Source organism: Streptomyces sp. NRRL F-5122, assembly GCF_001507435.1.
GTDB lineage: Bacteria > Actinomycetota > Actinomycetes > Streptomycetales > Streptomycetaceae > Streptomyces > Streptomyces lannensis.
The window spans coordinates 1-23,906 of the sequence record NZ_LMWH01000265.1 but is presented as its reverse complement, the minus strand read 5'-3'; the positions used below and the strand labels follow the sequence as shown (position 1 = coordinate 23,906).

Genomic DNA, 23,906 nt, shown 5'->3' with positions numbered 1-23,906 from the left:
GGGGGGTGGCCGACGCCGCACGGCGCGGCGTCGGTGCGGGGGGAAAGGAGCTTCGATCAGCGGGCGTGGCAGGCGTGGCGGTGGCCGGAACCGGGCCCTGCTGAGCCCAGGAGCGGGCGTTCAGTGCGACAGCGCTGCCGCAGCCCGTCGTCGAGCAGCCGGTACAGCGGACAGCGGTCGACGAAGACGCAGCCTGATGGCAGGCGCGACGCACTTGGCTGCTCGCCCTCCAGCACGATGTGCTCCCGCGAGCGCTCGAGCTGCGGGTCGGGAACCGGGATCGCCGAGAGCAGGGCTTCGGTGTATGGGTGCCGGGGGTTGGTGAAGAGGTCTTCGGTGTCGCCGGTTTCGATGATGTGCCCGAGGTACATGACCGCGATGCGGTCGGATACGTGCCGCATCACGGCGAGGTCGTGCGCGACGATCAGATACGCCAGGCCCAGTTCGCGCTGGAGCTTGGTCAGCAGGTTGACGATGCTGGCCTGCACGGACACATCCAGTGCGGACACGGGTTCGTCCAGGACCACGATCCGCGGCTCGGTTGCCAGCGCGCGGGCGATACCCACCCGCTGACGCTGACCGCCGGAAAGGGCCGACGGGAAGCGGTCCGTCACCGATGCGTCCAGTTGGACCAGGTGGAGGAGTTCGCTCACCCGGGCTTGGATCGTCTCCCGGTCTGCGCCCACGGCCTGCAGCGGCTCGGCGAGCAGTTGGAAGACCGAAAGCCGCGGGTCGAGGGAGCCGGAGGGGTCCTGCATGACGATCTGCACGGCGCGGCGCAGCTCTCGCGCCCGCTCGGGGGAGCCCTGAGCGGCGACGTCCGTGCCCACGATCTCGATCCGACCGCCCTCGGGCTGCCGGAGCCGCATGATCTCCAGCAGCGTGGTGGTCTTTCCGCTGCCGGACTCGCCCACCAGGCCGAGGGTCTGGCCGGCCTGCAGTTCGAAACTGACGTCGCCGACGGCGTGCAGCGTGCCGACACGGCGCTTGAGGAGGGCGCCTTTGGTGACCGGGAATGTCTTGGCCAGGCCGGCGACCCGCAGCACCACCTCGCCGCCGGATCCGGCTCCGCCGTGCTCTTCGGCATCCGCTACGGCGGGGAAGAGCGAGTCTGCCGCCAGATGGCCGTCGGCTATGTCGCCGACGCGCAGGCAGGCGACCTGCCCGTGCCCGGGGACCGCGGCCAGTGCCGGCTCCTGCGTGCGGCATGCGTCGACGGCTGCCGGGCAGCGGTCCGCGAACGAGCAGCCTGCCGGAAGCTTGACCAGTGACGGCGGTTCACCTGTGATAGGCACCAGCGGCCGATCCGCCCGCGCCTGGGGCCGTGGCACCGCGCCCAGCAGCCCGATCGTGTAAGGCATCGTCGGTCGCCCGAACAGCTCCTTGGCGCCCGCCTGCTCCACGATCCGCCCGGCGTACATCACGGCGACCTCGTCGGCGTATCCGGCGACCACCCCCAGGTCGTGGGTGATCAGGACCATGCCTGCACCGGTCTCGGCCTGCGCGGTCCGCAGCACGCCGAGAATCTGAGCCTGCACGGTCACATCGAGGGCGGTGGTGGGCTCATCGGCGACGATGACGGACGGCGAGTTCGCCATCGCCAGTGCGATCACAACGCGCTGGCGCATGCCGCCGGAGAACTCGTGCGGGAACGATCGGGCGCTGCGGTGTGGGTCGGGGATACCGACCAGGTCCAGCAGTTCCACTGCACGGTTCCATGCGGCCTGCTTCGTCAGGGACTGGTGCACGCGCAGCGCGTCGGACAGCTGCCTGCCGACCGAGAAGATGGGGGTCAGCGCGGACAGCGGGTCCTGGAAGACCATGCCGATGCCCTTGCCGCGGACCGCGGACAGTTGCCGGTCGTTCAGTCCGACCAAGTCGCGGCCGCCCAGCAGTACCCTGCCCGACACGTGGGCGGTCTCCGGGAGCAGCCCCATGATGCCCATGGCCGTCGCGGACTTGCCTGATCCCGATTCGCCGACGATGCCGAGTGTTTGTCCGGGCAGGACGTCGAAGCTCACTTGGCGTACGGCCTGGACCGGGCCGGCTTCGGAGGGGAAGGAGATGCTCAGGTCCCGCACGGACAGCACCGGCGCCGGTGCCGCCGATTCTGCCGGCGGGTGCATCCCTGCGGTGGTCAACGTCATCGTCGGCCTCTCAACGCCGCGCTGGTCGACGTCGGGTCGAACGCGTCGCGCAGTCCGTCCCCGACCAGCGTCATCGACACGGTCAGCAGCACCACCAGGGCGGCCGGGTAGCCGAACAGCCATGGCGCGCTGGTGATGGTGCCGGATCCGTCGGCGAGCATCGTGCCCAGCGACACGTCTGGTGTCTGCACCCCGAAACCAAGGAAGGACAAAGCGGTTTCACTGAGCACGGTGGCGACGACTCCCAGGGTCAGGTTGACGATGAGCAGGGAGCCAAGGTTGGGAATGATGTGCCGCATGACGATCCGCCATGGCCGCACCCCCATGAACTCGGCGGCCAGCACGTAGTCCCGCTCACGTAGTGAGGTGGACAGGGACCAGACGACTCGCGCGGTCGACATCCACCCGAACACGGTCAGCACCAGGATGAGCACGCGCCAGTCCCCGGCGAGGTGGTGAGAGATGAGGGCCAGGATCAAAAACGACGGCACGACGAGCAGGAAGTGGATGACCATCAAGGTCAGCTTCTCGACCCGTCCGCCGAAATATGCCGCACCCGCACCGATGACGGCGGCGAGCACGATCGTCAGCACCGACACGCTGACCGCGATCACCAAGGAGCGCTGAAGGCCGTGCACGGCCTCGGCGTAGACATCGTTGCCACCCTGGTTGGTACCGAAGTAGTGCGTCGCACTCGGGGGTTGGGTGAGTGCCGCGAAGTCCGCATCGGTATAGGCGAAGCGCGTGAACAAGCTGCCGAACACGCTGAAGAGCACCAGCAGCACGAAAAGCGCCACTCCCAGCAGGGCTCCGCGGTTGCGGGCGAACCGCCGCAAGTACAGCCGGCCGCTGCCGAGCCGGGGTGCCAGAGCGCGGTTGGCCGCGCCGGGATCGAGCGGCTCGGGCAGAGGGGTCACCGTGGTCGCCACGTCAGCTCACCCGCACCCGGGGGTCGAGGAGGACGACCGCGACGTCGGCCAGGACCGCCCCGATGGCCGTCATGGCCGCACCGAACGCCGCCACGGCCACGGCACCATGCACGTCGTTCTTGGCGATGGTCTGGACGAAGTACTGGCCCATCCCGTTCCAACCGAAGACGGTCTCGGTGATCACCGCGCCGGTGAAGATGGCCGGGATGCTGAATGCCACCGACGTCGCCGTCGGAATCAGCGAGGCGCGGAGCGCATGCCGGCGGATCGCCTGGGCGCGTGTCAGCCCGGTGGCACGGGCGGTGCGCACGAAGTCCGAATTGATACTGTCCAGCAGCAGCGAACGCTGCGTCAGGTGGTAGCCGACGTAGCCCAGCACGGTCAGGCTCAGCGTTGGCAAGATCAGGTGCTGGAACCGGTCGGCAACCGTCGGCCACAGCCCGCTGACGGTCGGCGACGCCTCCCCGGCGACATACAGGAAACGCCACCCGAGGTGCTGGTTGAGCCAGATCCCGGCGAAGACGACCGCCAGCGCAGCGACGGCCGCCGGGACATTGAACAAGAACACAGAGACGAGCTGAGTGATCCGGTCCCACCAGCCGTACTGCCGGGAAGCGGTGAACACGCTCAGCGCCACACCCGCCACCACGGACAGCAGCGTGGCCGCGGTGACCAACTGGCCGCTGACCAGGACCCGGAAGCCGATTTCCGAATTGACCGATGCCCCGACCGGGGACTTCCCCCAGTCGAAGTGCAGGACCACATCGCTGAACCAGTGCCACCACCGGACCGCCAGCGGAACCCGCGGATCCAGGTTGTACGGCGTCAGGGCGTGGTCAATCTGCTGCTCTGTGCGGACCGGCCGCAGACCCCGATAGTTCGACCTCGGATCGAGGAACCACGCGGCCAGCACATATGTCACGTTCGTGGCGACGACGATCATCGCCAGCCACCCTGCAGCCTTGCGCATCACATGGCGAACCATGGGCCCGCCTTCGTGCAGGAGCGGTATGCGGCAGCGGTGGCCGCACGCGGGACCGGCGGGGGTGTGCCGGGTCTGGGCATGGTCGTGGTGCTTTCTGACAGGCAGGAACACGCGCTCGGTTGAGGCGGCGGCGGACTTGTGTATCAAGGGCCCCTGTCTCCGTATCGGAGGATCAAGGGCCAGGAGAGATTCTTCGGCCGTGATCGCGATCTGCGCCAGCCTTCCCCACGGCCTGCCACATGATCGCAATGCCGGTTTCACAAATGCCGGGTCCGGCGGAGCACGGCAGGTGCATTCGTCCGTTGGGTGGCCCTTTTTCCGGTCGCGTGATCCCGCCCTATGCTCCGGTGGCCCCGTTGATGCGCTCCCGGATGAGATCGGCACGACCGTTGTGACGTGCGCATTCCTCGATCATGTGCACCATGATCCAGCGCAGGGAGACCCCCTGGTCGCCGGCGTGATGAGCTTCTTGCTCGGGCAGCGAGCCGGAGTCGTCCAGCAGTGCGTCGGCGAACAAGTTCGCGGCCGTGAGCAATCTCTGCCTGCCAGGCCGCCGCGGCCTCGGCGAGAGCCATTGTCAAGAGTTGTGGATCTCGTGGCGTGAGGCGGGCCGGCATTCATAGTGTGCCCTCTCCCGGCTTTCATCCGGGGCTGCCCCCCTGTCATCCCTCGTCGAAGCACAGGCAGAAGGGATGGCCGGCCGGGTCGAAGAGCACCCGGACGTTCTCCTGCGGCTGGAACTCCGCGACCGTGGCACCCAGGGCAACGGCCTCGGTGACCGCCGAGTCCAGATCACCTACCTGGAAGTCGAAGTGCATCATTGGGCGCTGTTCCCCTTCGACCGGAGGCCATGCAGGCGGCCGATAGCCCTCCGCCTGCTGGAAGACGAAGAACGGTCCTTGCGGAGAAGCGGCGACGATGGCTGTGCCCGGCTCTTCGTGCCCGAGGTGCCAACCGAGGAGCTCGGTGTAGAACTTCGCCAACCCGCTGGGGTCCGGAGCCTCGATCGCCGTTCCCCACCACATGCCACCAGTTCGAGATCTCATTTGCGTAGCCTGCCTGATGGGCCCTGCACTTGGCCGGGCAATTGTCACGAGCCGCGTGAGGTGGATCAGGCGGCGGCCTCCTCTCGCTCGACCAGGACGCCGTTTTCGAACCGGGCGCCCGCACGTACCAGGGGCACCAGGTGGGCTCCGGTGACGGCCCGCCAGCGCGCCTGGGCGGACTCGACCAGCTTGAACATCATCGCGAGGGCGGCGGCCGGGCTGCCGGGACCGCGGGTGACCTTGGTGCGGAATTTGACCGTTGAAAACGTCGACTCGATCGGATTCGTGGTCCGCAGATGGATCCAGTGCTCGGCGGGGAAGTCGTAGAACGCCAGTAGTTCTTTCCGGTCGTCGGTAATCTTCGCGACGGCCTTGGGGAACTTGGCGCCGTAGGTCTTCGCGAACGCCTCGATCGCCTGCCAGGCGTGCGCGCGGTCCTCGGCGTTGTAGATCTCCTGCATCGCCTTCGTCGCGCCGGGCTGGGCGGTGTATTCGAACTGACGTGCGGGCAGTTGAAAAACGCGGCTCAATACCTCGGCGGGATCAATATCCTGTACCGCGAGGGCCCTGACCTGCGCCTTCTGCTGACTCATGGCGGCTGCCGCAGTGATTCCGTGGCCACCGCAGACTCCCGCCACCAGCCCGACACGGGCACTGGCGGGATCACGTCGAACACCCACCCGGTGGGCCGTTCACGGGCACATGACCGTCGACTTCTTCGACAGCGGTCAGATGGGGTGGCTGGCCCAGCAGAGCGCGCTGGAACCTGCGCCCCATCGCCTGCTCCTGCAGGCCGCGACGAATCGCATCGAGTACCAGGGCGGTCTGCTTCACCAGGTTGGTCGCCGCCCGCAGGTCGGCCTGCCGAAATGGTGATGACCCCTGGCATCGGTAGAAGGCCACAAGCCCGAGTGCGACGTGGTTCGCCACGAGCGGTACCACCATGAGGGAATGCACGCCGTTCTGGCGCATTACCTCAGCTCGAATCGAGTCACGTGTCGGCCAGCGGGCCTGCGCAGGAATGGGGGAGACGACTCGGGGCCGCATGTCCCTCAGGCTGCGCCTGTAGGGCGTGCCGCAAGGGATTCGGCAGGCTTCGCCGATGCGCACCGTGTATGAGACGTGAACCAGGCGGCCGGTCATTGTCCTGATCCGAGCGAGCGTCCACCGCTGATCAGCTCAGCCAGGGGCGAACGGACCGCGCCCGCGGCGCCCTCGAGAGCGTCAACGCCCGTGTATTGACAGCACCCTGTCTGAAACAGGCGCGGACAGCGTTATGCCAGGAGCCCGGCTGGCGCCGTTACGGCGAGGGCGGTCTTGCAATGGTGAGGGCACACACGGGGCGTGGAGCGGCAAGGGGTGATGGATTCGAGCGCGTGGGCGAGGCGCACCGCCAGGCTGGTGCGACTACGCATTTACGTGGTGCCTTCCGTTGGCGGCATGTGTCTACCGTTGCGAATGATCCGGGACCCGCGGGTGTCTGCAGCGGCATCCGTTGGGGGCCCGCCGCACTGAGCGGAAAGCGATTGGATCATGACCAGATGCGTCACCCTGCGTGCTTCCTCCGCCACCCTGCGCGAGGCATGCCGCCGTCGGGCACCGCTCCTGCACATTGGGCACGGGGGCTCGCACGAGAGCGGTGCCACCCGCCTCATACGACCCAGAGGTGTACCGGACCTCTACGACCATGGCGCTACTCGCCGGGTGGGGAAGGCGACGTGTCCCTCCTTGAACTTCGTCAGAAGGAGAACATCGGCCTGGCAGATCGCGGCGGCGAGGTGCTCGCCCACGACGGTGCCTGCCGCTGCTTGCGTCGTTGCCGAGGCCAGAAGCTGATGTCCCTCTTTGGCCGGGTGATGCGCGAACAGGCTATTGCGCGTGAGCACGGGGTCTGGATCACCATGTAGCAAGTGGCTTTCCAGCCGATGCCCTTGACGACAGTCGCACACATGGCCCGTGCAGGCACCGAAGCAGAGGCAGCCGGTATCCCCCGTCTGGGGCTTCTGCGCCGTGGCGGAGTCACCCGCTGACATCGCGTTTTCGTAGTCCAGCAGAGGTACTTCGGGACTGGCGATTGATCCGCTTCACTAACCGATTGTGTTTTAGGACCGATTGAACCGTGCCGTGTAGCCGGGCTCACGGCTGCTGACGTGAAGAGGCCGTCAATGAGAATCAGCTTCAATCGACTGTGGGCCGTGTCCGTTGTCTCCGTGACCGCGGAGACTTCCGGAAAGGGGTCTCTGGCGCCCTCCGACGGGGGGCGCAGAGACCCCTCACAGCGGCCGCGGCTTCGCCTGCCGGGAATCGACCGCGGAAAGGCCTTGACGTCCGCACCGACCGTTCGAGCACGGCCCTGGCGGCTGTGGCCATTGCTCGCCCTCGCCAGTATCGCTACCTGTGCGATGCAAATGGGCCTGCCGCCGGGCGGTGGAGTCCCTTGGTCGGACTACTCCATATTTGCGCCTCTCATCGCCTCCGCCTTGCTGCCCGTCAGGCGTACCCGCTTTGCGGCGGGTGTCATCATGGCCCTCACCGCCGTAGTGATCGTCGTCGACCAGGCCGACGGCCTGCTGCATTCGCCCCTGCTGCTCATCCACCTCGGCACGTTGGTGGTGGTGGCCCTCCTCATCCTCGGTGCCCGGGAACGGCATGACCGGCACCTGCGGGTTCTCCACCAGGTGTGGGCGGTGTCGGAGGCGGCTCAGCGGGTTCTGCTCCGGCCGCTCTCCGGACAGTTGGGCCCGTTGAACGTTGCTTCGGTGTATCGGGCAGCCACGGCCTATGCGATGGTCGGCGGTGACCTGTACGCCGCCGCCCGGACCGGGCGCACGACCCGCTTCCTGATCGGGGACGTCCGAGGTAAGGGTCTGTCGGCAATCGAAGACGCCTCCGCGCTGCTGGGTGCCTTCCGGGAGGCCGCCCACCAGCACCACGCACTGCCTGAGTTGGCCGCTGCCCTGGAGAACAGCGTCCGGAGGCATCTCGCTCAGGTGGCCGACAGCGATCCCGATGGCTGGGAGCGGTTCGTCACCGCCGTTCTGGTCGAGATCCCCGACGACGAACTGGTCATACAGGCCGTCAACTGGGGACACCCGGCACCGCTGCTGAGGCACGGCGATCGAATCACCAGGCTGCTGCCATCCCAACCCACGCCCCCGCTCGGACTGGCCGGGGCAAGGCCGGACGACTACCACGTGGACACCTATCCATTCGGCTCGGGAGACACCCTGCTGCTCTACACCGACGGTCTGATCGAGGCCCGCAACACGACCGGCTGTTTCTTTCCTATCCTCGACCGGGCCGCCACCTGGACGTGGCGGTGCCCGAACGGCCTGCTGCAGCATGTCAGCCAGGACCTGGACACCCACACCGGCAAGCATCTGGGCGACGACCTTGCCATGGTGGCTATCCAGCACACCTTCCGGCCGACCGGTGACTTGAGCACCGCCGGCAGCATGACGAGCACGGAGGGTGCCGCACAGGGACCAGGGGATCGCGTCGACGGGCATGGATGCGGCGACGGCCGGCAACGCGGTTGTCAGGCCCCTGTACAGAATGCCACCAAAGCTGTCCGGCAGGCGTTCGTCGCACCAGACATCGAGGACGGCCGGGCCAGTACACGAACTGGCGAAGCGAGTTGACCACCGTCATGCCTGCGAGCGGACAAGACGCAACTCACTGTAATGTGCTGGCTCGCTCGGCTTCTGGTTCGCGTTGCGAAATACCGCGCCCAATCTGAGGCTGCCACTCGCCAATTGGGCCTACTTCGCCCAGCCCCGCCGGGTACACAAGCGGCCACCGCGACGGTCGGCTGAACATCCCGCACGGACCGGCTTCGGTGGAGGTGCGCCCCGGGGTGGCTCGGTCTGGTGGCGGGCTGCTGCCGGCGGTAGGCGCGGATGCCGGATCGAAGGCGACAGACAGGCAGAAGCCTTCCTCCCGCGGCGCCATATGATTGCGGCTTCCTCCAGCATGCGGCGTCAGGAGTGGTCTGTGTCTCCCGGCACCGTTCGGTCGTCCTGCAGCAGCCGCCAGGCGAGTTGGGTACGCGAGGTGACATCGAGCTTTTTGAAGACTTTGCGCAGGTGGTAGTCGACCGTGTTGGCGCTGATGAACAGCCGTGACGCGATTGCCGCATTGGTGACTCCTTCGGCCGCAAGCAGGGCAATTCTCTTTTCCTGGGAGGTGAGCTGCTCGCTCGGACCGGGCCGCTGCTCGTGGGCGCGCTCTCCGGCTGCTGAGAGTTCGCTGCGGGTCCGTTCTGCGAAGCTGTCCATGCCGAATCCCGTGAACATCTCCAACGCCTGCCGCAGTTGGTGCCTTGCCTGGACATGGCGGCGCTTGCGCCGCAGCCACTCCCCGTACAGAAGCCGGGCACGAGCTGCTTCGGTGTGGACGCCGGTGCGCCGCAGTCGGCCGACGGCTGTACGGTACAGGTCCTCGGCGTGCGGGTCGTCGGCGAGCAGAGCCCGGCAGCGCGCCTCGATGCCTACGGCCCAGTCGGTGGAGCAGAAACGGGTCGTCTCGCGTAGGTCCTTCAGCGCCTGATGGGCTGTGTCCTGCTGGCCCGTACGCGTCGCCGCTTCGATGCCTTCGACCAACGCCCAGTTGCGGAACCGCTGAACGTGCGTGTCAGCGCTGGCTTGCCGCGCGGACTCCAGAGCTTGGGCGTAGTGCCCTGCACCGTTGTGGAGGACGGCGGCAGCCCATTGCAGGAACGTCAGGGCGACACCTTCACCCCGGGTTATCGCGTCTCGGGTTGCGCTATGGATCACGGCGGTGGCCTCAGTGTCCCGGCCGCGGAAGACGGCCAGACCCACCTCGGCATAGGGGGCCAGGCCGGCTCCTGTCATGGCGGTGACGTCAGCAGCCGTCGCAGCCAGCGATTCGGCCTTCTGTAGTTCCCCGGCAAAGAGGTGCGCTCCCGCGCGTGTGGCCATGGCGACGGGCAGCATGCTGAGCGCACCCCGTTCCTCGCAGGACCGCAGCAGCCGTATGGCCAGCGACTGCCATGCCTTGTCGTCCCACAGCAGTCCGGCGGCATGACCGGCCAGCCACAGCCAGTGCCATTCTTCCTCCGGGGCGAGATCATCTTCGATGAAGGCCGTGACGGCTCTGCGCAGTACGGGGACACCGGTACGGGGCCCTTCGGCCATCAGCCGCGTAAAGCCCTCCAGCAGCAGGTCAGGCGCGTGTCGAGCTCGAGTTGCGGATGCACGGCGAGCGCTCTCGGCGACTGCGCCGATCCCGCAGTCGCTCAGCCGACCGGCCAGCAATGCGGCTGCCAGGGCCTGCAGATGGACGTCCCTGGCGCGCGAGGCATCGATCGACTCGAAGCGGCGCGCCGCGCGCAGCAGCATGGGAACGGCGCCGCTGCCGAAGCTGCGAGCGAACGCGATCTGTCCGCGTAGCAGTTCGGTGTTGGCCGCCCGAAGCTTGTCCGCCGGCCCTCTCTCGGCCAGGGCCAGCAGGTGGAGAGCGCTGTCGTAGGCACCGGCCTGCTGTTTGGCGCGTGCCGCGGCCAGCGCCCGCTTCGACCGCGCGGCAGGGGCTGCGGTGAGTGCGACTGATCGCTCCAGGAAGGCCGCCGCCGCGGCGACGCCGCCCCGGGCCAGTGCCCGGTGAGCTGATCTTTCGAGGTCCAGTGCCGCTTCCTCGTCGCACCCTGCTGCAGCCTGCGCGCGATGCCAGGCACGCCGGTCTGGGTCCTGGGAGCCGATGGCCTCGGCCAGGGCCCGGTGTACGCTCCGCCGCTGGGGTGGCGACGCAGCGGAATAGACTGCTGACCGCACAAGCGGGTGTCGGAAGACGACCTGGGTCCCGATCGACAGCAGCCCATCCGCTTCGGCAGCCGATGCGGCCAGGACGTCGATGCCCAGGCATTCCGCCGCTTGCCACATCAGCGCGGGATCGCCGGTCGGCTCCGCCGCGGCGATCAGGAGCAGTGTCTGCGTGGCTGGTGGAAGGAAGCGGATGCGGCGGCGGAAAATGCTTTCGATCCGATCCGGCAGGGCCACAGAGTCCGTCAGGCCGAAGCCGCCCGCAAAGCTGGCAGCCGTCACGGTCTTGGGAAGTTCAAGCAGGGCCAACGGATTTCCCCGGGACTCGGTCACGATGCGCTCCATGACACTCTCGTCCAAGGGTGCGTGCAGAGCCGAGCGGAGGACCACGCGGGCGTCGCCACGACTGAGCCCGGTCAGCGCCACTTCCGGCAACCCGCGCAGGTCGTCACAGGTGCGGCGCGTGGCGAATACGATGCCGAGAGGCTCCGCTCCGACGTGGTGCGCCACAAAGGTCAGTGCCTGGGCAGAGCCGGAGTCGAGCCACTGGGCGTCGTCGACGACGCAGATCAGCGGGTTGCGGGTGGCGACCTCAGAAAGCAGGCCGAGCACTGCCAGTCCCAGCATGAGACGGTCAGGCGCCGGCCGTCTGCGCAGCCCGAAGGCCACAGCGAGGGCATCCTGCTGCGGCGCCGGCAGCTGATCGAGCGCGGCAAGAAGCGGCGCGCACACCTGGTGCAATACCCCTGTGGGCAGTTCTACCTCTGCTTCGACGCCTCCGGCCCGCACCACTTGGAAGCCGACTGCGGCCGCAGTCATGTGGTCGAGCAAGGCGGACTTGCCAATGCCAGGCTCACCTCGGACGACCAGGGCGCTACCTCGACCGGCCCGGACCGCGTCCTGCCAGCGGTCGAACATCGCGAATTCGGCACGCCGACCGACAAAAAGTTCGGACCGCCCCGGTAGGAGCATGCTGCCAATCTACCCGTGGCGGCCGGCCTCTGCCGCCTCCGAACACGCTGAGTGACTGCTTGGACGCCTACAGACCGCGGAGGCCGGTCGGGAGCCCGGGCCTTGGCTCAGGGGTTCGGTAATAGCCTGTCCACACCGTGCGAGAAATACGGCACCCCCACTCGGCCCGGCCGTGAGCCCCATACCGCGGAACTGCTGCACATCCGGCTGCGGGTTTGCTGTATGCGCACAATGTAGGGCTGCCCTGCAATCGACCTGGATATACCGTGGTAGCGCGTGCGTGTGGCTGTGGTGGAGGTGATCGAGATGTGGTCCGTGGCGAGTCGCCGCCGCTGGTCCCAAGGTCCACCGCCGCCCACAGTTGTGCCGTCGAGCCCCCAAGCTCGCAGGTGACTACAGTTGCACTTACCGATGACCATCTGGTGATCAAGCTCGCATGCGGTAGCTGGCCCAGGAGTCGGCGCTTGCGATCGTCGCGGAGATTCCACGGTTCCCGAGACCGTAGATGCGGTGCGCGATCACCGTTCCCGCATTCTGGATCTCACTATGGCCGGTTGGTCGAGCCTGCTCATGATTCCCCGCGGCCGGGGAAAGCAGCCTGGTGGCATGATTTCGCTCAGCCCTCCGCCGACCCGCGCGGGCCTAGCTCTCGAGGCAGCGGGGACCTTCCTTCTCGTGTCCGCGATTCTCATCGAGATCATGGATGGCCCACTGCTCCCGGAACTTGCGCTGTCCCTGGCAGGCGCAGCGTCCTACCTCGTGTCAGCGTCGCTGAACCGTTCCGGAAATCGCGTTCTTCTGGTCGTAGCCACTGCCCTGGCCTCTCTGGTGGCTGTCGCGTGCCTGGTCCGTATCGCGCAGCAGCCACTTCTCAACGGACTCCACGTGATCCCTCTGCTGCTGGCCGTCTACGCTGCCTCCACCAGGCGAAGCACGATACAGCGCCAGCGACTTCTGCAGCGGGAACGCAGTCAAGCACGTCACGACGGTGAAGAGCACGAGCGCCGGCGCTGGGCCCGCGAACTGCACGACGACACTCTCCAGGAACTAGGCGCAGTCCAAGTTGCACTGTCAGCAGCCACCGCCGACGGCCGCCCGGAGACCATGCGCAGGGCCATCGAGCAGGCCCGTGACCTGGTCGGCAACCAAATCACCTCGCTGCGCCATCTGATCGTAGATCTGAGGCCAGCCGCACTGGACGAGTTGGGACTGTGCCCGGCCTTGGATGCCTTGTGCAGACGAACTGAAGAGACCTTCGGGATTTCCGTCCGCTTGCAAATGTCTCACCGGGAAGGCTGCGCCAACGATCTTCTGACGTCGGAGACACAAGCCCACGCATATCGGATCGTACAAGAAGCGCTGACTAACGCAGTCAAGCACAGCGGCCCTACGCGGATAACCGTGGGTGTGCAGATCAATGACCGTACGGTGACGCTTACTGTCGCGGACGACGGGTGCGGTATGCCGACATCCATGACTGTCGGCCGTCGCCCCAACCACCCAGATGTATATTGCCCATCCGCAGCATTGCAAGGTGTGGGGCTCTCAGCCATGCACGAGCGTGCAGACCTCATCGACGCCGAAATCAAAGTCGAGAGCACCCCCGGGCAAGGCACGACGGTTGCGCTGCGGATACCTGTGCCTCAGCAAGTCGACAACCGGGCGATGGCATGATGCACCGTCCTCTGTGCTCGGGTGCTGCCCGTCAGCCGAACGCGGGGCAGGGCGAATTCCTGCTGCAGATCGTGTACGTGGCCAGCGGCTCGCCGGGACAGCAACTCCTGCACCGCGCGGTTCAACACCACTTCCACCACAGCAGGACTGCCCCAGCGCTGCCCTGGACGGGGGCCGTGCCACTGCTACCCGCCCAGCAGCGTCTCGGTCTCCATCTGATCACCGTGAAGTCCTCGGATGCGGGGCTCGATGGGTCATGAGCCCCGCGCCGCGGCAGGTGTGTCAGAGACCGTCGGTGGTGACGTTGCTCTGCGATACCCGGTAGCCGGTGAGTCCGCCGGCGCTGATGCGTAGCATCGGGCGGCCGTTGATGGTGGCGCGCTGGTCGAAGGGGGCGTTGGAGGGATGGTCCCATTGGACGGTTTTGGTCATGCCGGTTGAGCCGGCGGTGCTTTACTTCGAGCGGCCTCCGCTCCAGGATCACGATCTACGGCGGGAGTAGGGCCGGACGTGCGTCTTGGGTATGAGCAGAGGCCCGAAGCCGGGTGGGGTTCGGGCCTCTGTCGCGTCGCGTTCCGCGGGGGGACGGATTGTCAATGCGCGATGCCGTGTTCAACGGCTTTTCCCGCGGGTGGGTAACGGCAGGGCTGTCGGTGGCGGCTGCACCCCTGTTGAGCATGGATGAGCTGGAGTTCATGTGGGGCCGTTTCTACGGTCCTCCACCTTGCCTGTCCGTGCGGCCTCTGCACGGAGTTCTACTGGCCGATGCGGGTTGACACTCGGCGGCGGCCGCTACCGGGCTTGCCACTCCCTGGCGCTGGCCACGTAGACCGTGCGGCGGGCACGGTTGAGATTGCCGAGTGGGCGGAACTCCGCAGGAGCGTGCCAGGGGTTGAATGCGAGGGTGTCGATGCGGTCGCGGGTAGCTCGTCCCTTGGTGCCGAGGATGCTCTGGGCGGGGATCGTCAGGGTGGCCACGCCGAGCCAGGGCGAGACTGCTTCCTTCCATTCGACTGCCCCGTCCTCGATCGGGGTGAGCCGCTCACTGACGTACTTTTGGAGGTGGAGGGCGAACCGCACCGGCGAGGTGTTCAACCGGGCGGCGAAGTCGGCTTGGAGTCCGTCCGTTGAGTCCGGCCGCAGGGCAGGCGCAGTGGGCGCGCCGAGCGGACTGAGGCGGAACCTGACGGGTCCGGTCTCGCCCCACAGGACGGCCCCGCGACTCCAGTAGGACTCCTGCGCCAGGCTGGCCGATGGGCGGTTGGCCTTCTTGAGATTACCGAGGATGCGTGCGGTCTCCGAGGGGCCGAACTTCGCCAGCATGCGCGGCAGGACCAGGGCTTTGGGACCGGCGCCGATCCTGGCGATCTCAACGAACTGGGCGGCGTTACGGGCGTGGGAGACCGGATAGCTGGTCATGAGGAGGTCGTGCTCGCTGCCACCGGGGAGGGCGATCTTCAGTGCTGCGCCGCGAAGGTCGGGGCTGGTGTCGGTCCGGACGGTGCCGCTGGCGTTGGACAGCCGGACGATGGCCGGCAGCCGTGCCCCGTCGGTGAAGTTTCCGGCGCGCAGGTCGGCGGGCAGATCGTCCCGGAAGGCGAGTTCGGCGTTGTCCACGCCGACGACGATCTTGGCGTGGAACGTCCGCCGGGAGACCTGCGAGCCGGATTTCTGCTTGTTGGCCCGCTGGATGCCGACGATGACGTCCGCCAGGTCGCGGAAGTGCGCCTCTTCGGCCTCCGCTGAGCCGCCATGGTGGATCTCGCGCCAGCTGGGCACCGCGCCCGCGGTTTCCGGCGGGGAGTCGTGGCTGTCTTTCATTGTGCGTCTTCCTTGGTCGGCGGGGCGGCCGTTCAGATGAGCCGGGCGTTGTGCGTGGCGGTGTCGATGACGTCGTCGAGACGGCCGGCGAGGACTTGCCGCGCCGCGCTGAGCGTGAATCCGACAGCGGTCCTGGCAGGAACGTGGGCTGGGACGGCGAGTGCGTAGGGGTCGACGAGGACGTCGACGACGACCGGGCCGCCCGTGTGGGCCAGCGCGGCCGCGAGGCCGTCCGCGACGTCGTCGGGGTCTTCGACGCGAATGCCCTTCGCGCCCATGGCCTCGGCGACGACGGCGAAGTTCGGGTTGGTGAAGTCGGTTCCGAACGGGACGAAGCCGGCTTCCTGTTGCTCGATCTTGACGAAGTCCAGGCTGCTGTTGTTGAGCACGATGTGTACGACGGGCAGTCGGCGCTGTACCTCTGTGAGCAGGTCGCCGAGTGCGAGCATGGTGAATCCTCCGTCACCGCACAGCGCGATCGTCTGCCTGCCGGGGAAGGCGAGCTGGGCGCCGAACGCGCCGGGTGAGGCCGTGGCCATCGACGCCCAGGAGAATGATCCGAACAGCCGCCGCTTCGGGCCGTACTTGATGTGCCGGGCGGCCCAGATGACGGGGGTGCCGGTGTCGGCGAAGAACAGTGCGTCGTCGTCGGCGAGGTCGCTGAGGACGGTGGCGAGGTACTCGGGCCTGATCGGTTTGATGCGGGGGCCCTTGCTCGTGTAGTGCCGCGTCCTGCGGTGGAACCGCTCGGTCTCCTCCACGCAGCGGGTGAGGAACCCGCCGTCGGGTTTCGGCTCGACCAGCGGCAGCAGCGCGGACACCGTGGCCTGTACGTCGCCGGTGACGCCCAAGGCCACCGGTACGCGTCGGCCGAGCCGTTCCGGGTTCTGGTCGACCTGGATGATCCTGGTCCTGCCGTGTGGCAGGAAGCCGGTGAACGGGAAGTCGGTGCCGAGCATCAGCAGCACGTCCGCGTGCTGGAGCGCGTGATGGCAGCCGCCGTAGCCGAGGAGGCCGGTCATTCCGACCGCGTTCGCGTTGTCGTGTTCGAGGAACTGCTTGCCTTTGAGTGAGTAGCCGACGGGCGCACTCAGTTTTCCGGCCAGCGCGGTTACCTCGGTGTGGGCCCCGGCGCAGCCCTGGCCGCCGAAGACCGCCACCGTGCCGGCTTCGTTGATCATCTCGGCCATGGCGGCGAGATCCTCCGCCCCGGCCGGCGCGCGCACCGGTCGGGGCAGTCGTATCTCGTAGCGATCCTTCGGCGCGTCCGCGGCCGCTATGTCGCCGGGCAGTGCGACGACTGCGGGACCGCCCCGGGTTACCGCGGCCGTCACGGCCGAGGTCACGACGGTACGGAGCTGGCCGGGGTTGACCAGCCGACCCACGTACACCGCTGCGGGCGCGAAGAACCGGTACGGGTTCAGTTCCTCGACGGTCTCGCTGTCCATCAGGCCGGTTTCGGTGTCGCCGGCCAGGACGATGAGGGGCACCTCCTCCTTGAGGGCGTCCAGCATCCCGTTGATCAGGTGAGCCACCCCGGGGCCGGCCGTTCCGCACACGGCGACCGGATGCCCCGTCAGTTTCGCCTCGGCGACCGCGGCGAAGGCGCCGAATTCCTCGTTTCGCACGTGTACGAAGTCGACCTGGCCGTTGCGGCGCATGGCGTCGACCACCGGGTTGAGCGCGTCGCCCACGATTCCGTAGCAGCGCCGTACACCGGCGCTGACCAGCATCTCCCACAGGCCGTCGGCCACCGTCTTCGACATGACGGGTGTCTCCCTTCTCAGCGGGTTGCGTCGGATCCGGTCAGCGTTTGCCGGTCGTGGCGTCGAGGACTCCGCTGCGCGGGTTCACTGCCCAGTCCAGGGCGTAGTCGGCGACGGCTTCCCAGCCGGGCTCGCCGCAGGTGAAGTGATCGCGGCCCTCGAAGACGGTGTGGGCTGTGACCGCCGTCGAGTGCTTCGCGTTCTTCTCGTAGTTCTGACGCTGGACGGCAGGGGGCAGGATGTGGTCGCTGCCGCCGGAGACAAACAACAGCGGCGCCCGGTCGTTGTCGGAGAAGTCGAAGGTCGTGGCCGCGTGCGGGGTGACGGCCGCGAAGCCGCCCTGGAACAGGATGCGGGCCGGCGTCGGCACCGCGTAGCGGTCGTAGGCCTGCTGAGACGCGTTCTCATCCAGGGTGTTGGTGAAGGCGTAGTGGAACTGCTTGGCCGTCAAGGGGACGGCCCTGTGTATGTTCGCCGGGTCCTTCAGGACCGGCAGGACCGAGCGGAGCTCCGACAACGGCATCGCGTTCACACCCTTGACGGCGGCGCCGTCGATCGACACCCCGGCCGCCCCGAGCCCGGCGCCCACCAGCAACTGGGCGAACGTCCCGCCGAAGGAGTGCCCCATGATGATCGGCGGAGTGTCGAGCTTCTCGATCACCTCGGTGAGATGGTCCAGCACCTCGCGCACCCCGATACCGGCGATCGCGGAGGCGTCCTCGCGGAGCGCCGCCACCCCGGCCTCTCCCGCCTCGATCCCGGGGTATCCGGGTGTGAGCACGGTGAAGCCTCGCTCCTCGTACCGGGCCGCCCAGTGCTCCCAGGCCAGCGGGGTCATCCACAGTCCATGAATCAGAACGATCGTGTTCGGTGCATCACTCATGTCGGCATCCCTTTGTCGCTGCGGCAGTTGTCCGGGCAGACACCCGGGCGATCTGTCCTGCCGCGGTCAGCATGCCGCCACGCGCACTGTGCGTGGCCCCAACGATTCCGCCGGCGGTTGTGCACAGCAACGACCAGTAACAGCTGCTGATTTCGCAATGCCGACTATGAGCGGTGCACGCGTTCGTTCGATATCCCCGACCGGGCCGCTTTTCGAGGGCAGGACCCATCGACGCATCCGCGCCGGCGCTCACTCGTGGCGGGCCGGAACATCGCCGCCCATGGTGTCCCTCCAGACCACGGCCAGCCGGGCGAGCTCGCGGTGCGCGTGCCGGTCGAGGTCGAGGCCGGTCAGCTTCTCGATCCGGTTGATGCGGTAGAGCAGGGTGTTGCGGTGGGCCGGGAGCGCTGTTGCTGCCGCTGTCCGGTTGAAACCGTGCGCGGCCAGGGACCGCAGTGTCTGTGACAACGTCCCGGAAGGGTCCTCGGCATCCAGCAGGCCAAGGACACGTCCCACGATGTCTTCCGCCAGCCGCGGGGAGTTCGCGAGCATAAGCTCCGTCAGGAAGTCGTCCGCGCGGATCCGTCCCCGGCGCCCGGCCCGGGCCGCGAGAGTGACCAGATCGTGCAGGTTGCCGACCGCATCCGCAAGCCCGTCATCACGGGTAGCCGACTCGGCCGCGAGAATCAGTGCACTGTCGGCGAGAAAGGGGCCCCAGTCGAAGCCCGGCATCGTCAGTCCCGCAACGCGGTGACCCTCCGCGCTGGCAAGTGCACCCGCGGACCGGATTCGCGCCGCCAGGCCTGCGTGTGCGGCGGCCGAGCCGCCTTCGATCGCCGCAACGAACGGACAATGGGGTCCTGCGAGTTGGAAACCCATGCGCTCCGCCCGGTCGAGGTCCTCGATGGTCGTCGCCGACCGGGCGCAGACCCGGGCGAACAGCGTCGCCGCCCGAGAGTTGCCCGAGGCGGACGGAAGGTCCCGTTGGTCGGCGTAAGCCCGCGTGACGGTCGTCAGGGCGACATCGAGGAACGCCCACGGCACTTCCAGGTGAGGCAGCAGCCACACACCCCCACCCTCGGGTGAGCCGGTCTCCAGCACGGCGCTGCGCACCGCCCGCGCCGCCCCACAGCAGGCACGTATCACGTCCTCGGCAGCCAGACCGTGCCGGGCCGCCTCGCGCGCCGCCTCATACAGGTCGGACAGCGCGCCCCCGTCGGGCCCCTGCCCGCTCAACAGCCAGTTCCGCACCAGTTCCAGGCTGCGGCGGATGATGTCCTCTACGATGCCCGCCTGGCAGCCGTGACCGGCTATCCGGCCTACCGGAGCACCGCTCAGACCGCAGGCCACCTGCCGTGCCAGCAACTCGCTGTCGAGGTCGTGGAGAACGCTTCGCAGCCGACCGACCGCCGCGGGCCCGCTGTCGGCCCGGGGCATGGCGTGCATGTCTGTTCCTTCCAAGAGCTCGGTGCGGTCCGGCTATCGCCGGGGTAGGGGGCAGTGGGACGGGCGGCCAGTGGCGGCCGGCGCACAGGGAAATCCCGGTGTCGCCGATACATGGGTCTGTGGCGATGGCAGCCAGTGCAGGGGCCCGCCCCGTGGTCACCATCGGCTCCGCTGCTGTCGCGGACGCGGCCGGAGACAGGTCCTCCGGCGCAGCGCCGTTACAGCATGTCCGGCGGCGGCAGCAGAAAGTTCCATGCACTCAGCACACCGCTCACGAACGCCACGAGCGAGGCGGGCAGCAGCAGGTAGAGCCCTGCAGGCCTGCCCGACGCCAGGACCGCTCCGCCGGCCACGAACAGCAGCATCACGACAATGCCGGTGTCACGGCGATCGAAGAGGCCGACCAGCCGCCTGGGAGCAGTGGCCAGAGCGCGCTTGCGCCGCCCGATGGCCAGCAGACTCAGGCCCCCGGACAGCCCGGCGGCAATGAACTCAGTGCCCAGGGCCCAGTCGGGCTGACGAGGCACCAGCAGAACCGTCGCCATCACCAGCGGCGCAATGAACGGCACAAGCGTCTGCGCCGCGATCGCCCGCAGAACCGGATGTCCTGCGATCCGTTGGGCGTTCAGGGACACCGCGACGAACAACAGGCCGGTGAGGGCGCCGCTGGCGCCCCCGGTCATCACGCCGAAACTTTCCCAATCAACGAGACCGGCCATGTCCTGGCATCCTCCCCATCGGCAACTGGAACTGTCGGGGCAGCGTCCGCACTCCCCTCTGGCAGCGCCCCGTCGGTCACTTCCCACGGGGTCCACACCCGATGACCGCGATCGGCCCGTATTGCGTGACGAACTCGGGCACAGGGTTTCTCTCCAAGTGCGGCTTCTGCCCTCACCATTCAACGTCCTTCCAACCTGTGCACGGGCACGAAGGCGAGGCCGGATTTTGGGAACTCGCCCACCGGGAGCGCGCATAGTTTCGCCGCATGAACAAGAGCCCCGTCGCCCGCATGGGCGGCTCCTGGACCTGGCATCTGCTCTATGGTCTGGTCTCGATCGTCACCGGCGTCATCGCCGTGGCATGGCCCGGTCCGACCCTCGTTGTGCTTGCGGTGCTCCTCGGCACCCAGCTGATCGCCACTGGGATATTCCGGCTGGTGGGATCGGCAAGCCTGGGGGAGACGAGTACCGCCCGCACCCTCACGGCGATCCTCGGCGTGGTGAGCCTGCTACTCGGCCTGTACACGATCCGACACGTGCTGATCACGCTGCTCGCGCTGGGAGTTGTACTCGGCGTCTACTGGATCGTGGACGGTTTCACGGCCGTGTTCGCAGCGGTCGACCACCCAGGCCTGCCCGGGCGAGCCTGGAACGTCTTCATCGGGCTGCTCGGCGTCCTCGCCGGCCTGACCTTGCTTGCTTGGCCGGGGCTGTCACTGCTGACGCTGGCTCTCCTGGCCGGACTGTGGCTGATCATGCTCGGCGCCATGCAGCTCGGCCTGGCACGACGGATTCGAGTTACCGCCCGATCGACCTGACCCCACCTCTCCCGCGCGGCACAGCCCCGAGCTTGCTCAGGGTTGTGATCGGTGGCCGACTCATGTGATCAGTTGCCCCGATGTGCCCTCGGCAGACCTATCCCAAGGCGTCCGGCCGCTCCGTGGCCGACCGTACGTCTGCGGTGATGGCCTCCCAGGTGACGGCGAGCAGCACGAGGGTACGGTCCCGCTGATCTTTGAGTGACAGTCCAGTCAGCTTCTCGATCCGGGCTACCCGGTAAAGCAGTGTGTTGCGGTGCACCGGCAACTCGGCTGCGGTCGTCGTGTTGTCGAAGTCGTGGGCGGCGAGACACCGCAAGGTGTGCGCCAGATCAACGGCTTCGGCCCGCTCAAGCGGGCCGAAGACCCGCCGGACTATCCGGTCGGAGGCTTCCGGTGAGTCGGCCAGCAGCAGTTCGGGCAGGTAGTCATCGGCGCGCACCCGGCCCCGGCGTCCGGACCGGGTTGCGATCTCGATCAGCGCGCGCAGGCCGTCGATGGCCGAACCGAGCCGATCGCGGGGGAGGGGCGAGTCCTGCGCCAGAATCAACCGCGGATCGTCGAGAAACACCGCCCAGCCGAACCGGTCCGGTGTCAGGCCAGTCACCCGGAACCCCTCGGTAAAGGCGAGCGCCCCCGACGCGCGCAGCCGCGAGGCGAGACGGGCATGGTCGGCGACCGTGGCCCCGGCCAGCCGCGCAGTGAAGGGGCGATACGGCTCCACCAGGTCGAACCCTAGCCGGGCGGCCCGGTCGCGGTCTTCGATCGTGACCGGCAGCCGCGCGCACAACCGGTCGAAGAGGGCACGGGCACGCCGGTCACCGGCTGTTGACGGCGCATCCTGCTGGTCGGCATAGGCCTGCACGAACACGTCCACGACCAGGTCGAGGTAGTCCTCCAGACAGCCCCAGACCGTGTCCCACTCTGCGACGAGCACCGCCCGATCCTCGTCACCCGCCAGATCGAGCAGCGCCTCCCAAAACATACGCGCCCCACGGCGGTAGACCAGGATGCTGTCCTCGATCGGCTGACCGGCGACGGCGCGGGCGCGCAAGAACTCGTGCAGTTCGGACCGGAGATAGTCGTCCGGCGGAAGCCCGTTGACCATCCAGCGCATAATGAGGTCGACGTTCCAGCGCACCACGGCCGTCCGGTCCACCGGCCACTCGAAGCTGGTGTAAGCGGCCAGCCGGTCGAACCCGGCCGTCATCCGGCGCACCACGACTCCGACGTCGAAGCGCTCCAGAACAGACCGCAAACCATCGTCTGCCGTCCCCGCGCCGGACGGGGGAAGCGCATTCACGGGCCCAATTTTGCCACACCGCGCCTCACCGGGGCCTTCGGGAGGGGGCGCGGGCGATGGCGCCCTGGTCCACGTCCGGAATCAGCCTGAAGATCAGACGCAAGGAGCGTCGATACGGCCCGGCGAGTCCCGCCACCTCCTCGGGGCAGCCTCCCTGCTGATCCTGCCGGGTAGAGCACCTCACCTCGCCGGCTGCCCGGCCCGAGCCCCACGACGTCCCGGAAGCCTGAACACCCGCCCAAGCTCCGCCGCCCCCGCGGGGCCACCGGCCCCAGTGCAGCCGCTACGGCCTCATTCCGCTCCGGCCCGGGAATCTGCGTCGGGCCGTGGCGCTCCAACGCCGCCGCCACTTCGGCCCAGGCTTTTGGAGACGTCTCACACTGCGGACAATCAACTTGTCCAGGTCTTGATCTGAGCGGCGACCTCCCGCACGGGGAGCCCGTCCCGAGCCGCGCGGGCCAGTGGGAGAACGCTGTTCACGCCAGGACTCACCGGCAGGCCGCACGCCGACAGGTAGGCAGCGGTCACTGTGGCCGCGAACAGGAGGTTCCTTACCTCCAGGCACGGGTTCCTCGCCAGCTCGCACAGCAGCGCCGCAGCCTTGTGATGGGGCTCGGGGTAGACCTCGTGATCAAGGATTTCCGCCCGATGACGTGCTTCCGCCGCGACCGGGACGCCGTAATCGACGACTTGGGGATCCCCCGGAATCTGCTGTGCCACTGCCAAAATCCAGGCGACATCGATGCAGAGGTTCACGCGGCGTCCTTCGGCGCGGTCTCCGCCGGCTTGTCCGGGAGGCCGGGGTACCGGTCCTCACCGACCTCCGCCTCAAACTCTTCCGTGTACGCAGCCAGGAACGCCGCGGCGCCAGCCATGAAGGCAGCGCGTGACTGGTTCACATCGGCCTCGATCAGATCGGCCACATACCCCTGCAAGCTCAGGCCGCGGCGCTTGGCCCGCTCCTCAGCGGCCGCCTTGACGGCTTCGTCCAGTCGGATGTTCGTCTGCTTACCCATACCAGCACTCTAGCTATGTGCCGATACCGGCGTATAGCAGATTCGTCTGGACCGGGGACGCGGATCCCGAAAGGGCGAGACGTGATCATGGTCCAAGTGGGATGGTCGCGGGGGAGGACAACATGATCGACTTTGAAGAGCGCGTGAATCGCGTGTTCAATCCGGACCTGCGTCCCCTGTCCGCGAGCCTCCCGCTGCTACGTCCGGGGAAGCTCCGCCTTTGCCGAACCGGCGTGGCCCCGGCGCTTGGAAGCGTTGCGCACGGTTGACGACGAGCTCCGCATGCAAAGCCCGCGTCACAACGCTTCAGGTCAATACATCTAGGGCGCCGGCCCCGCTACAACGAAGCCCCCGGCGAGAAACGTGACACGCTAGGGCCGGACGTGCGTCTCGGGTACGGGCAGAGGCCCGAAGCCGGGCGGGGTTCGGGCCTCTACCGCGTCGCGTTCCGCGGGGGACGGATTGCAGTGCGCGATGCCGTGTTCAACGGCTGTCCCGCGGGTGGGTAACGGCAGGGCTGTCGGTGGCGGCTGCAACCCTGTGGGGCATGGATGAGCTGGAGTTCATGCGGGGCCGGGTCTACGGGGCCGACTACGAGTAC

At 67.8% G+C, this 23,906-nt stretch carries 21 protein-coding genes and 1 pseudogene; 5 read left to right on the top strand and 17 right to left on the bottom strand.

Going from position 1 to position 23,906, the window contains the following annotated elements; all coding sequences use genetic code 11:
* Nucleotides 1–56: 56 nt before the first annotated feature.
* From ADL25_RS35535 to ADL25_RS52355, 7 genes and pseudogenes are all read right to left on the bottom strand, one after another.
* Nucleotides 57–2,147, bottom strand: coding sequence for an ABC transporter ATP-binding protein (locus tag ADL25_RS35535; protein ID WP_059132027.1), 2,091 nt, complete (start codon nt 2,145–2,147; stop codon nt 57–59).
* Entirely contained in the window at nt 2,144–3,076 is a 933-nt protein-coding gene (locus tag ADL25_RS35530) for an ABC transporter permease (protein WP_416070659.1), read from the bottom strand. The genes ADL25_RS35535 and ADL25_RS35530 overlap by 4 nt, the downstream gene beginning before the upstream one ends.
* A 1-nt stretch (nt 3,077) precedes the next feature.
* Nucleotides 3,078–4,061 (bottom strand): ABC transporter permease, encoded by a 984-nt coding sequence (locus tag ADL25_RS35525; protein WP_059132035.1) that lies wholly within the window; start codon nt 4,059–4,061, stop codon nt 3,078–3,080.
* Between the two features lie 337 nt (nt 4,062–4,398).
* Nucleotides 4,399–4,578: a DUF664 domain-containing protein gene (locus ADL25_RS51040; protein ID WP_234381174.1), complete on the bottom strand. Its 180-nt coding sequence runs from the start codon at nt 4,576–4,578 to the stop codon at nt 4,399–4,401.
* Between the two features lie 145 nt (nt 4,579–4,723).
* A complete protein-coding gene (locus tag ADL25_RS35515) occupies nt 4,724–5,107 on the bottom strand; it encodes a VOC family protein (RefSeq protein ID WP_234381173.1) in 384 nt (127 codons plus the stop codon).
* Nucleotides 5,108–5,172: 65 nt separating this feature from the next.
* Nucleotides 5,173–5,775: pseudogene (locus tag ADL25_RS35510) on the bottom strand (transposase); the annotation flags it as partial.
* On the bottom strand, nt 5,771–6,154 hold the full coding sequence (locus ADL25_RS52355) for a GAF domain-containing protein (RefSeq protein WP_416070660.1): 384 nt from the start codon (nt 6,152–6,154) through the stop codon (nt 5,771–5,773). The gene ADL25_RS52355 and the pseudogene ADL25_RS35510, both read right to left, overlap by 5 nt.
* Nucleotides 6,155–6,825: 671 nt before the next feature.
* On the opposite strand from ADL25_RS52355, the gene ADL25_RS35505 reads away from it, so the two are divergent.
* On the top strand, nt 6,826–7,014 hold the full coding sequence (locus ADL25_RS35505) for a hypothetical protein (protein ID WP_059132025.1): 189 nt from the start codon (nt 6,826–6,828) through the stop codon (nt 7,012–7,014).
* A 462-nt stretch (nt 7,015–7,476) separates the two neighbouring features.
* Nucleotides 7,477–8,748 (top strand): PP2C family protein-serine/threonine phosphatase, encoded by a 1,272-nt coding sequence (locus ADL25_RS35500; protein ID WP_234381171.1) that lies wholly within the window; start codon nt 7,477–7,479, stop codon nt 8,746–8,748.
* Nucleotides 8,749–9,087: 339 nt separating this feature from the next.
* Here the strand turns inward: ADL25_RS35500 and ADL25_RS35495 are convergent, their stop codons facing one another.
* Nucleotides 9,088–11,859 carry an ATP-binding protein gene (locus tag ADL25_RS35495; protein ID WP_059132023.1) on the bottom strand — a complete coding sequence of 924 codons (2,772 nt, stop codon included), beginning with the start codon at nt 11,857–11,859 and terminating at the stop codon, nt 9,088–9,090.
* 675 nt (nt 11,860–12,534) lie between these two features.
* Here ADL25_RS35495 and ADL25_RS46975 point away from each other — a divergent pair.
* The gene (locus ADL25_RS46975) at nt 12,535–13,533 is read left to right on the top strand and encodes a sensor histidine kinase (RefSeq protein ID WP_159045079.1); all 999 of its coding nucleotides are present in this window, start codon (nt 12,535–12,537) and stop codon (nt 13,531–13,533) included.
* Complete coding sequence (locus ADL25_RS49350; protein ID WP_159045078.1) at nt 13,530–13,793, top strand: hypothetical protein; 264 nt, start codon at nt 13,530–13,532, stop codon at nt 13,791–13,793. The genes ADL25_RS46975 and ADL25_RS49350 overlap by 4 nt, the downstream gene beginning before the upstream one ends.
* Nucleotides 13,794–13,815: 22 nt before the next feature.
* Here the strand turns inward: ADL25_RS49350 and ADL25_RS49345 are convergent, their stop codons facing one another.
* The 6 genes from ADL25_RS49345 to ADL25_RS35465 form a co-directional block, all read right to left on the bottom strand.
* Nucleotides 13,816–13,965, bottom strand: a complete 150-nt coding sequence (locus ADL25_RS49345; protein WP_159045077.1) for a hypothetical protein — start codon at nt 13,963–13,965, stop codon at nt 13,816–13,818.
* A 360-nt stretch (nt 13,966–14,325) separates the two neighbouring features.
* Nucleotides 14,326–15,354, bottom strand: a complete 1,029-nt coding sequence (locus tag ADL25_RS35485; protein ID WP_059132021.1) for a catalase — start codon at nt 15,352–15,354, stop codon at nt 14,326–14,328.
* Between the two features lie 32 nt (nt 15,355–15,386).
* Nucleotides 15,387–17,120: a thiamine pyrophosphate-dependent enzyme gene (locus ADL25_RS35480; RefSeq protein WP_059132020.1), complete on the bottom strand. Its 1,734-nt coding sequence runs from the start codon at nt 17,118–17,120 to the stop codon at nt 15,387–15,389.
* A 40-nt stretch (nt 17,121–17,160) separates the two neighbouring features.
* Nucleotides 17,161–18,003 carry an alpha/beta hydrolase gene (locus ADL25_RS35475; protein WP_059132019.1) on the bottom strand — a complete coding sequence of 281 codons (843 nt, stop codon included), beginning with the start codon at nt 18,001–18,003 and terminating at the stop codon, nt 17,161–17,163.
* 249 nt (nt 18,004–18,252) lie between these two features.
* Entirely contained in the window at nt 18,253–19,449 is a 1,197-nt protein-coding gene (locus tag ADL25_RS35470) for a PucR family transcriptional regulator (protein ID WP_059132018.1), read from the bottom strand.
* 218 nt (nt 19,450–19,667) lie between these two features.
* Nucleotides 19,668–20,168 carry a hypothetical protein gene (locus ADL25_RS35465; protein WP_059132017.1) on the bottom strand — a complete coding sequence of 167 codons (501 nt, stop codon included), beginning with the start codon at nt 20,166–20,168 and terminating at the stop codon, nt 19,668–19,670.
* Nucleotides 20,169–20,434: 266 nt separating this feature from the next.
* Between ADL25_RS35465 and ADL25_RS35460 the strand changes: the two genes are divergently transcribed.
* Nucleotides 20,435–20,986, top strand: coding sequence for an HdeD family acid-resistance protein (locus ADL25_RS35460; protein ID WP_059132016.1), 552 nt, complete (start codon nt 20,435–20,437; stop codon nt 20,984–20,986).
* A 97-nt stretch (nt 20,987–21,083) separates the two neighbouring features.
* On the opposite strand, the gene ADL25_RS35455 is transcribed toward ADL25_RS35460, so the two are convergent.
* The 3 genes from ADL25_RS35455 to ADL25_RS35445 all read right to left on the bottom strand — a co-directional run bounded on the left by ADL25_RS35455 (nt 21,084) and on the right by ADL25_RS35445 (nt 23,305).
* Nucleotides 21,084–22,130, bottom strand: a complete 1,047-nt coding sequence (locus tag ADL25_RS35455) for a PucR family transcriptional regulator (protein ID WP_159045076.1) — start codon at nt 22,128–22,130, stop codon at nt 21,084–21,086.
* 549 nt (nt 22,131–22,679) lie between these two features.
* Nucleotides 22,680–23,045: a hypothetical protein gene (locus ADL25_RS35450; protein ID WP_059132014.1), complete on the bottom strand. Its 366-nt coding sequence runs from the start codon at nt 23,043–23,045 to the stop codon at nt 22,680–22,682.
* Nucleotides 23,042–23,305: a hypothetical protein gene (locus ADL25_RS35445; protein ID WP_234381170.1), complete on the bottom strand. Its 264-nt coding sequence runs from the start codon at nt 23,303–23,305 to the stop codon at nt 23,042–23,044. The genes ADL25_RS35450 and ADL25_RS35445 overlap by 4 nt, the downstream gene beginning before the upstream one ends.
* Nucleotides 23,306–23,906 lie beyond the last annotated feature (601 nt).

What these genes read in the sequence shown, in the direction of transcription:
- ADL25_RS35535 (WP_059132027.1), bottom strand. Translation starts at nt 2,147, where the DNA reads ATGACGTTGACCACCGCAGGGATGCACCCGCCGGCAGAATCGGCGGCA.
- ADL25_RS35525 (WP_059132035.1), bottom strand. Translation starts at nt 4,061, where the DNA reads ATGGTTCGCCATGTGATGCGCAAGGCTGCAGGGTGGCTGGCGATGATC.
- ADL25_RS35515 (WP_234381173.1), bottom strand. Translation starts at nt 5,107, where the DNA reads ATGAGATCTCGAACTGGTGGCATGTGGTGGGGAACGGCGATCGAGGCT.
- ADL25_RS52355 (WP_416070660.1), bottom strand. Translation starts at nt 6,154, where the DNA reads ATGCGGCCCCGAGTCGTCTCCCCCATTCCTGCGCAGGCCCGCTGGCCG.
- ADL25_RS35495 (WP_059132023.1), bottom strand. Translation starts at nt 11,859, where the DNA reads ATGCTCCTACCGGGGCGGTCCGAACTTTTTGTCGGTCGGCGTGCCGAA.
- ADL25_RS49350 (WP_159045078.1), top strand. Translation starts at nt 13,530, where the DNA reads ATGATGCACCGTCCTCTGTGCTCGGGTGCTGCCCGTCAGCCGAACGCG.
- ADL25_RS49345 (WP_159045077.1), bottom strand. Translation starts at nt 13,965, where the DNA reads ATGACCAAAACCGTCCAATGGGACCATCCCTCCAACGCCCCCTTCGAC.
- ADL25_RS35485 (WP_059132021.1), bottom strand. Translation starts at nt 15,354, where the DNA reads ATGAAAGACAGCCACGACTCCCCGCCGGAAACCGCGGGCGCGGTGCCC.
- ADL25_RS35480 (WP_059132020.1), bottom strand. Translation starts at nt 17,120, where the DNA reads ATGTCGAAGACGGTGGCCGACGGCCTGTGGGAGATGCTGGTCAGCGCC.
- ADL25_RS35475 (WP_059132019.1), bottom strand. Translation starts at nt 18,003, where the DNA reads ATGAGTGATGCACCGAACACGATCGTTCTGATTCATGGACTGTGGATG.
- ADL25_RS35470 (WP_059132018.1), bottom strand. Translation starts at nt 19,449, where the DNA reads ATGCACGCCATGCCCCGGGCCGACAGCGGGCCCGCGGCGGTCGGTCGG.
- ADL25_RS35465 (WP_059132017.1), bottom strand. Translation starts at nt 20,168, where the DNA reads ATGGCCGGTCTCGTTGATTGGGAAAGTTTCGGCGTGATGACCGGGGGC.
- ADL25_RS35460 (WP_059132016.1), top strand. Translation starts at nt 20,435, where the DNA reads ATGAACAAGAGCCCCGTCGCCCGCATGGGCGGCTCCTGGACCTGGCAT.
- ADL25_RS35445 (WP_234381170.1), bottom strand. Translation starts at nt 23,305, where the DNA reads ATGGGTAAGCAGACGAACATCCGACTGGACGAAGCCGTCAAGGCGGCC.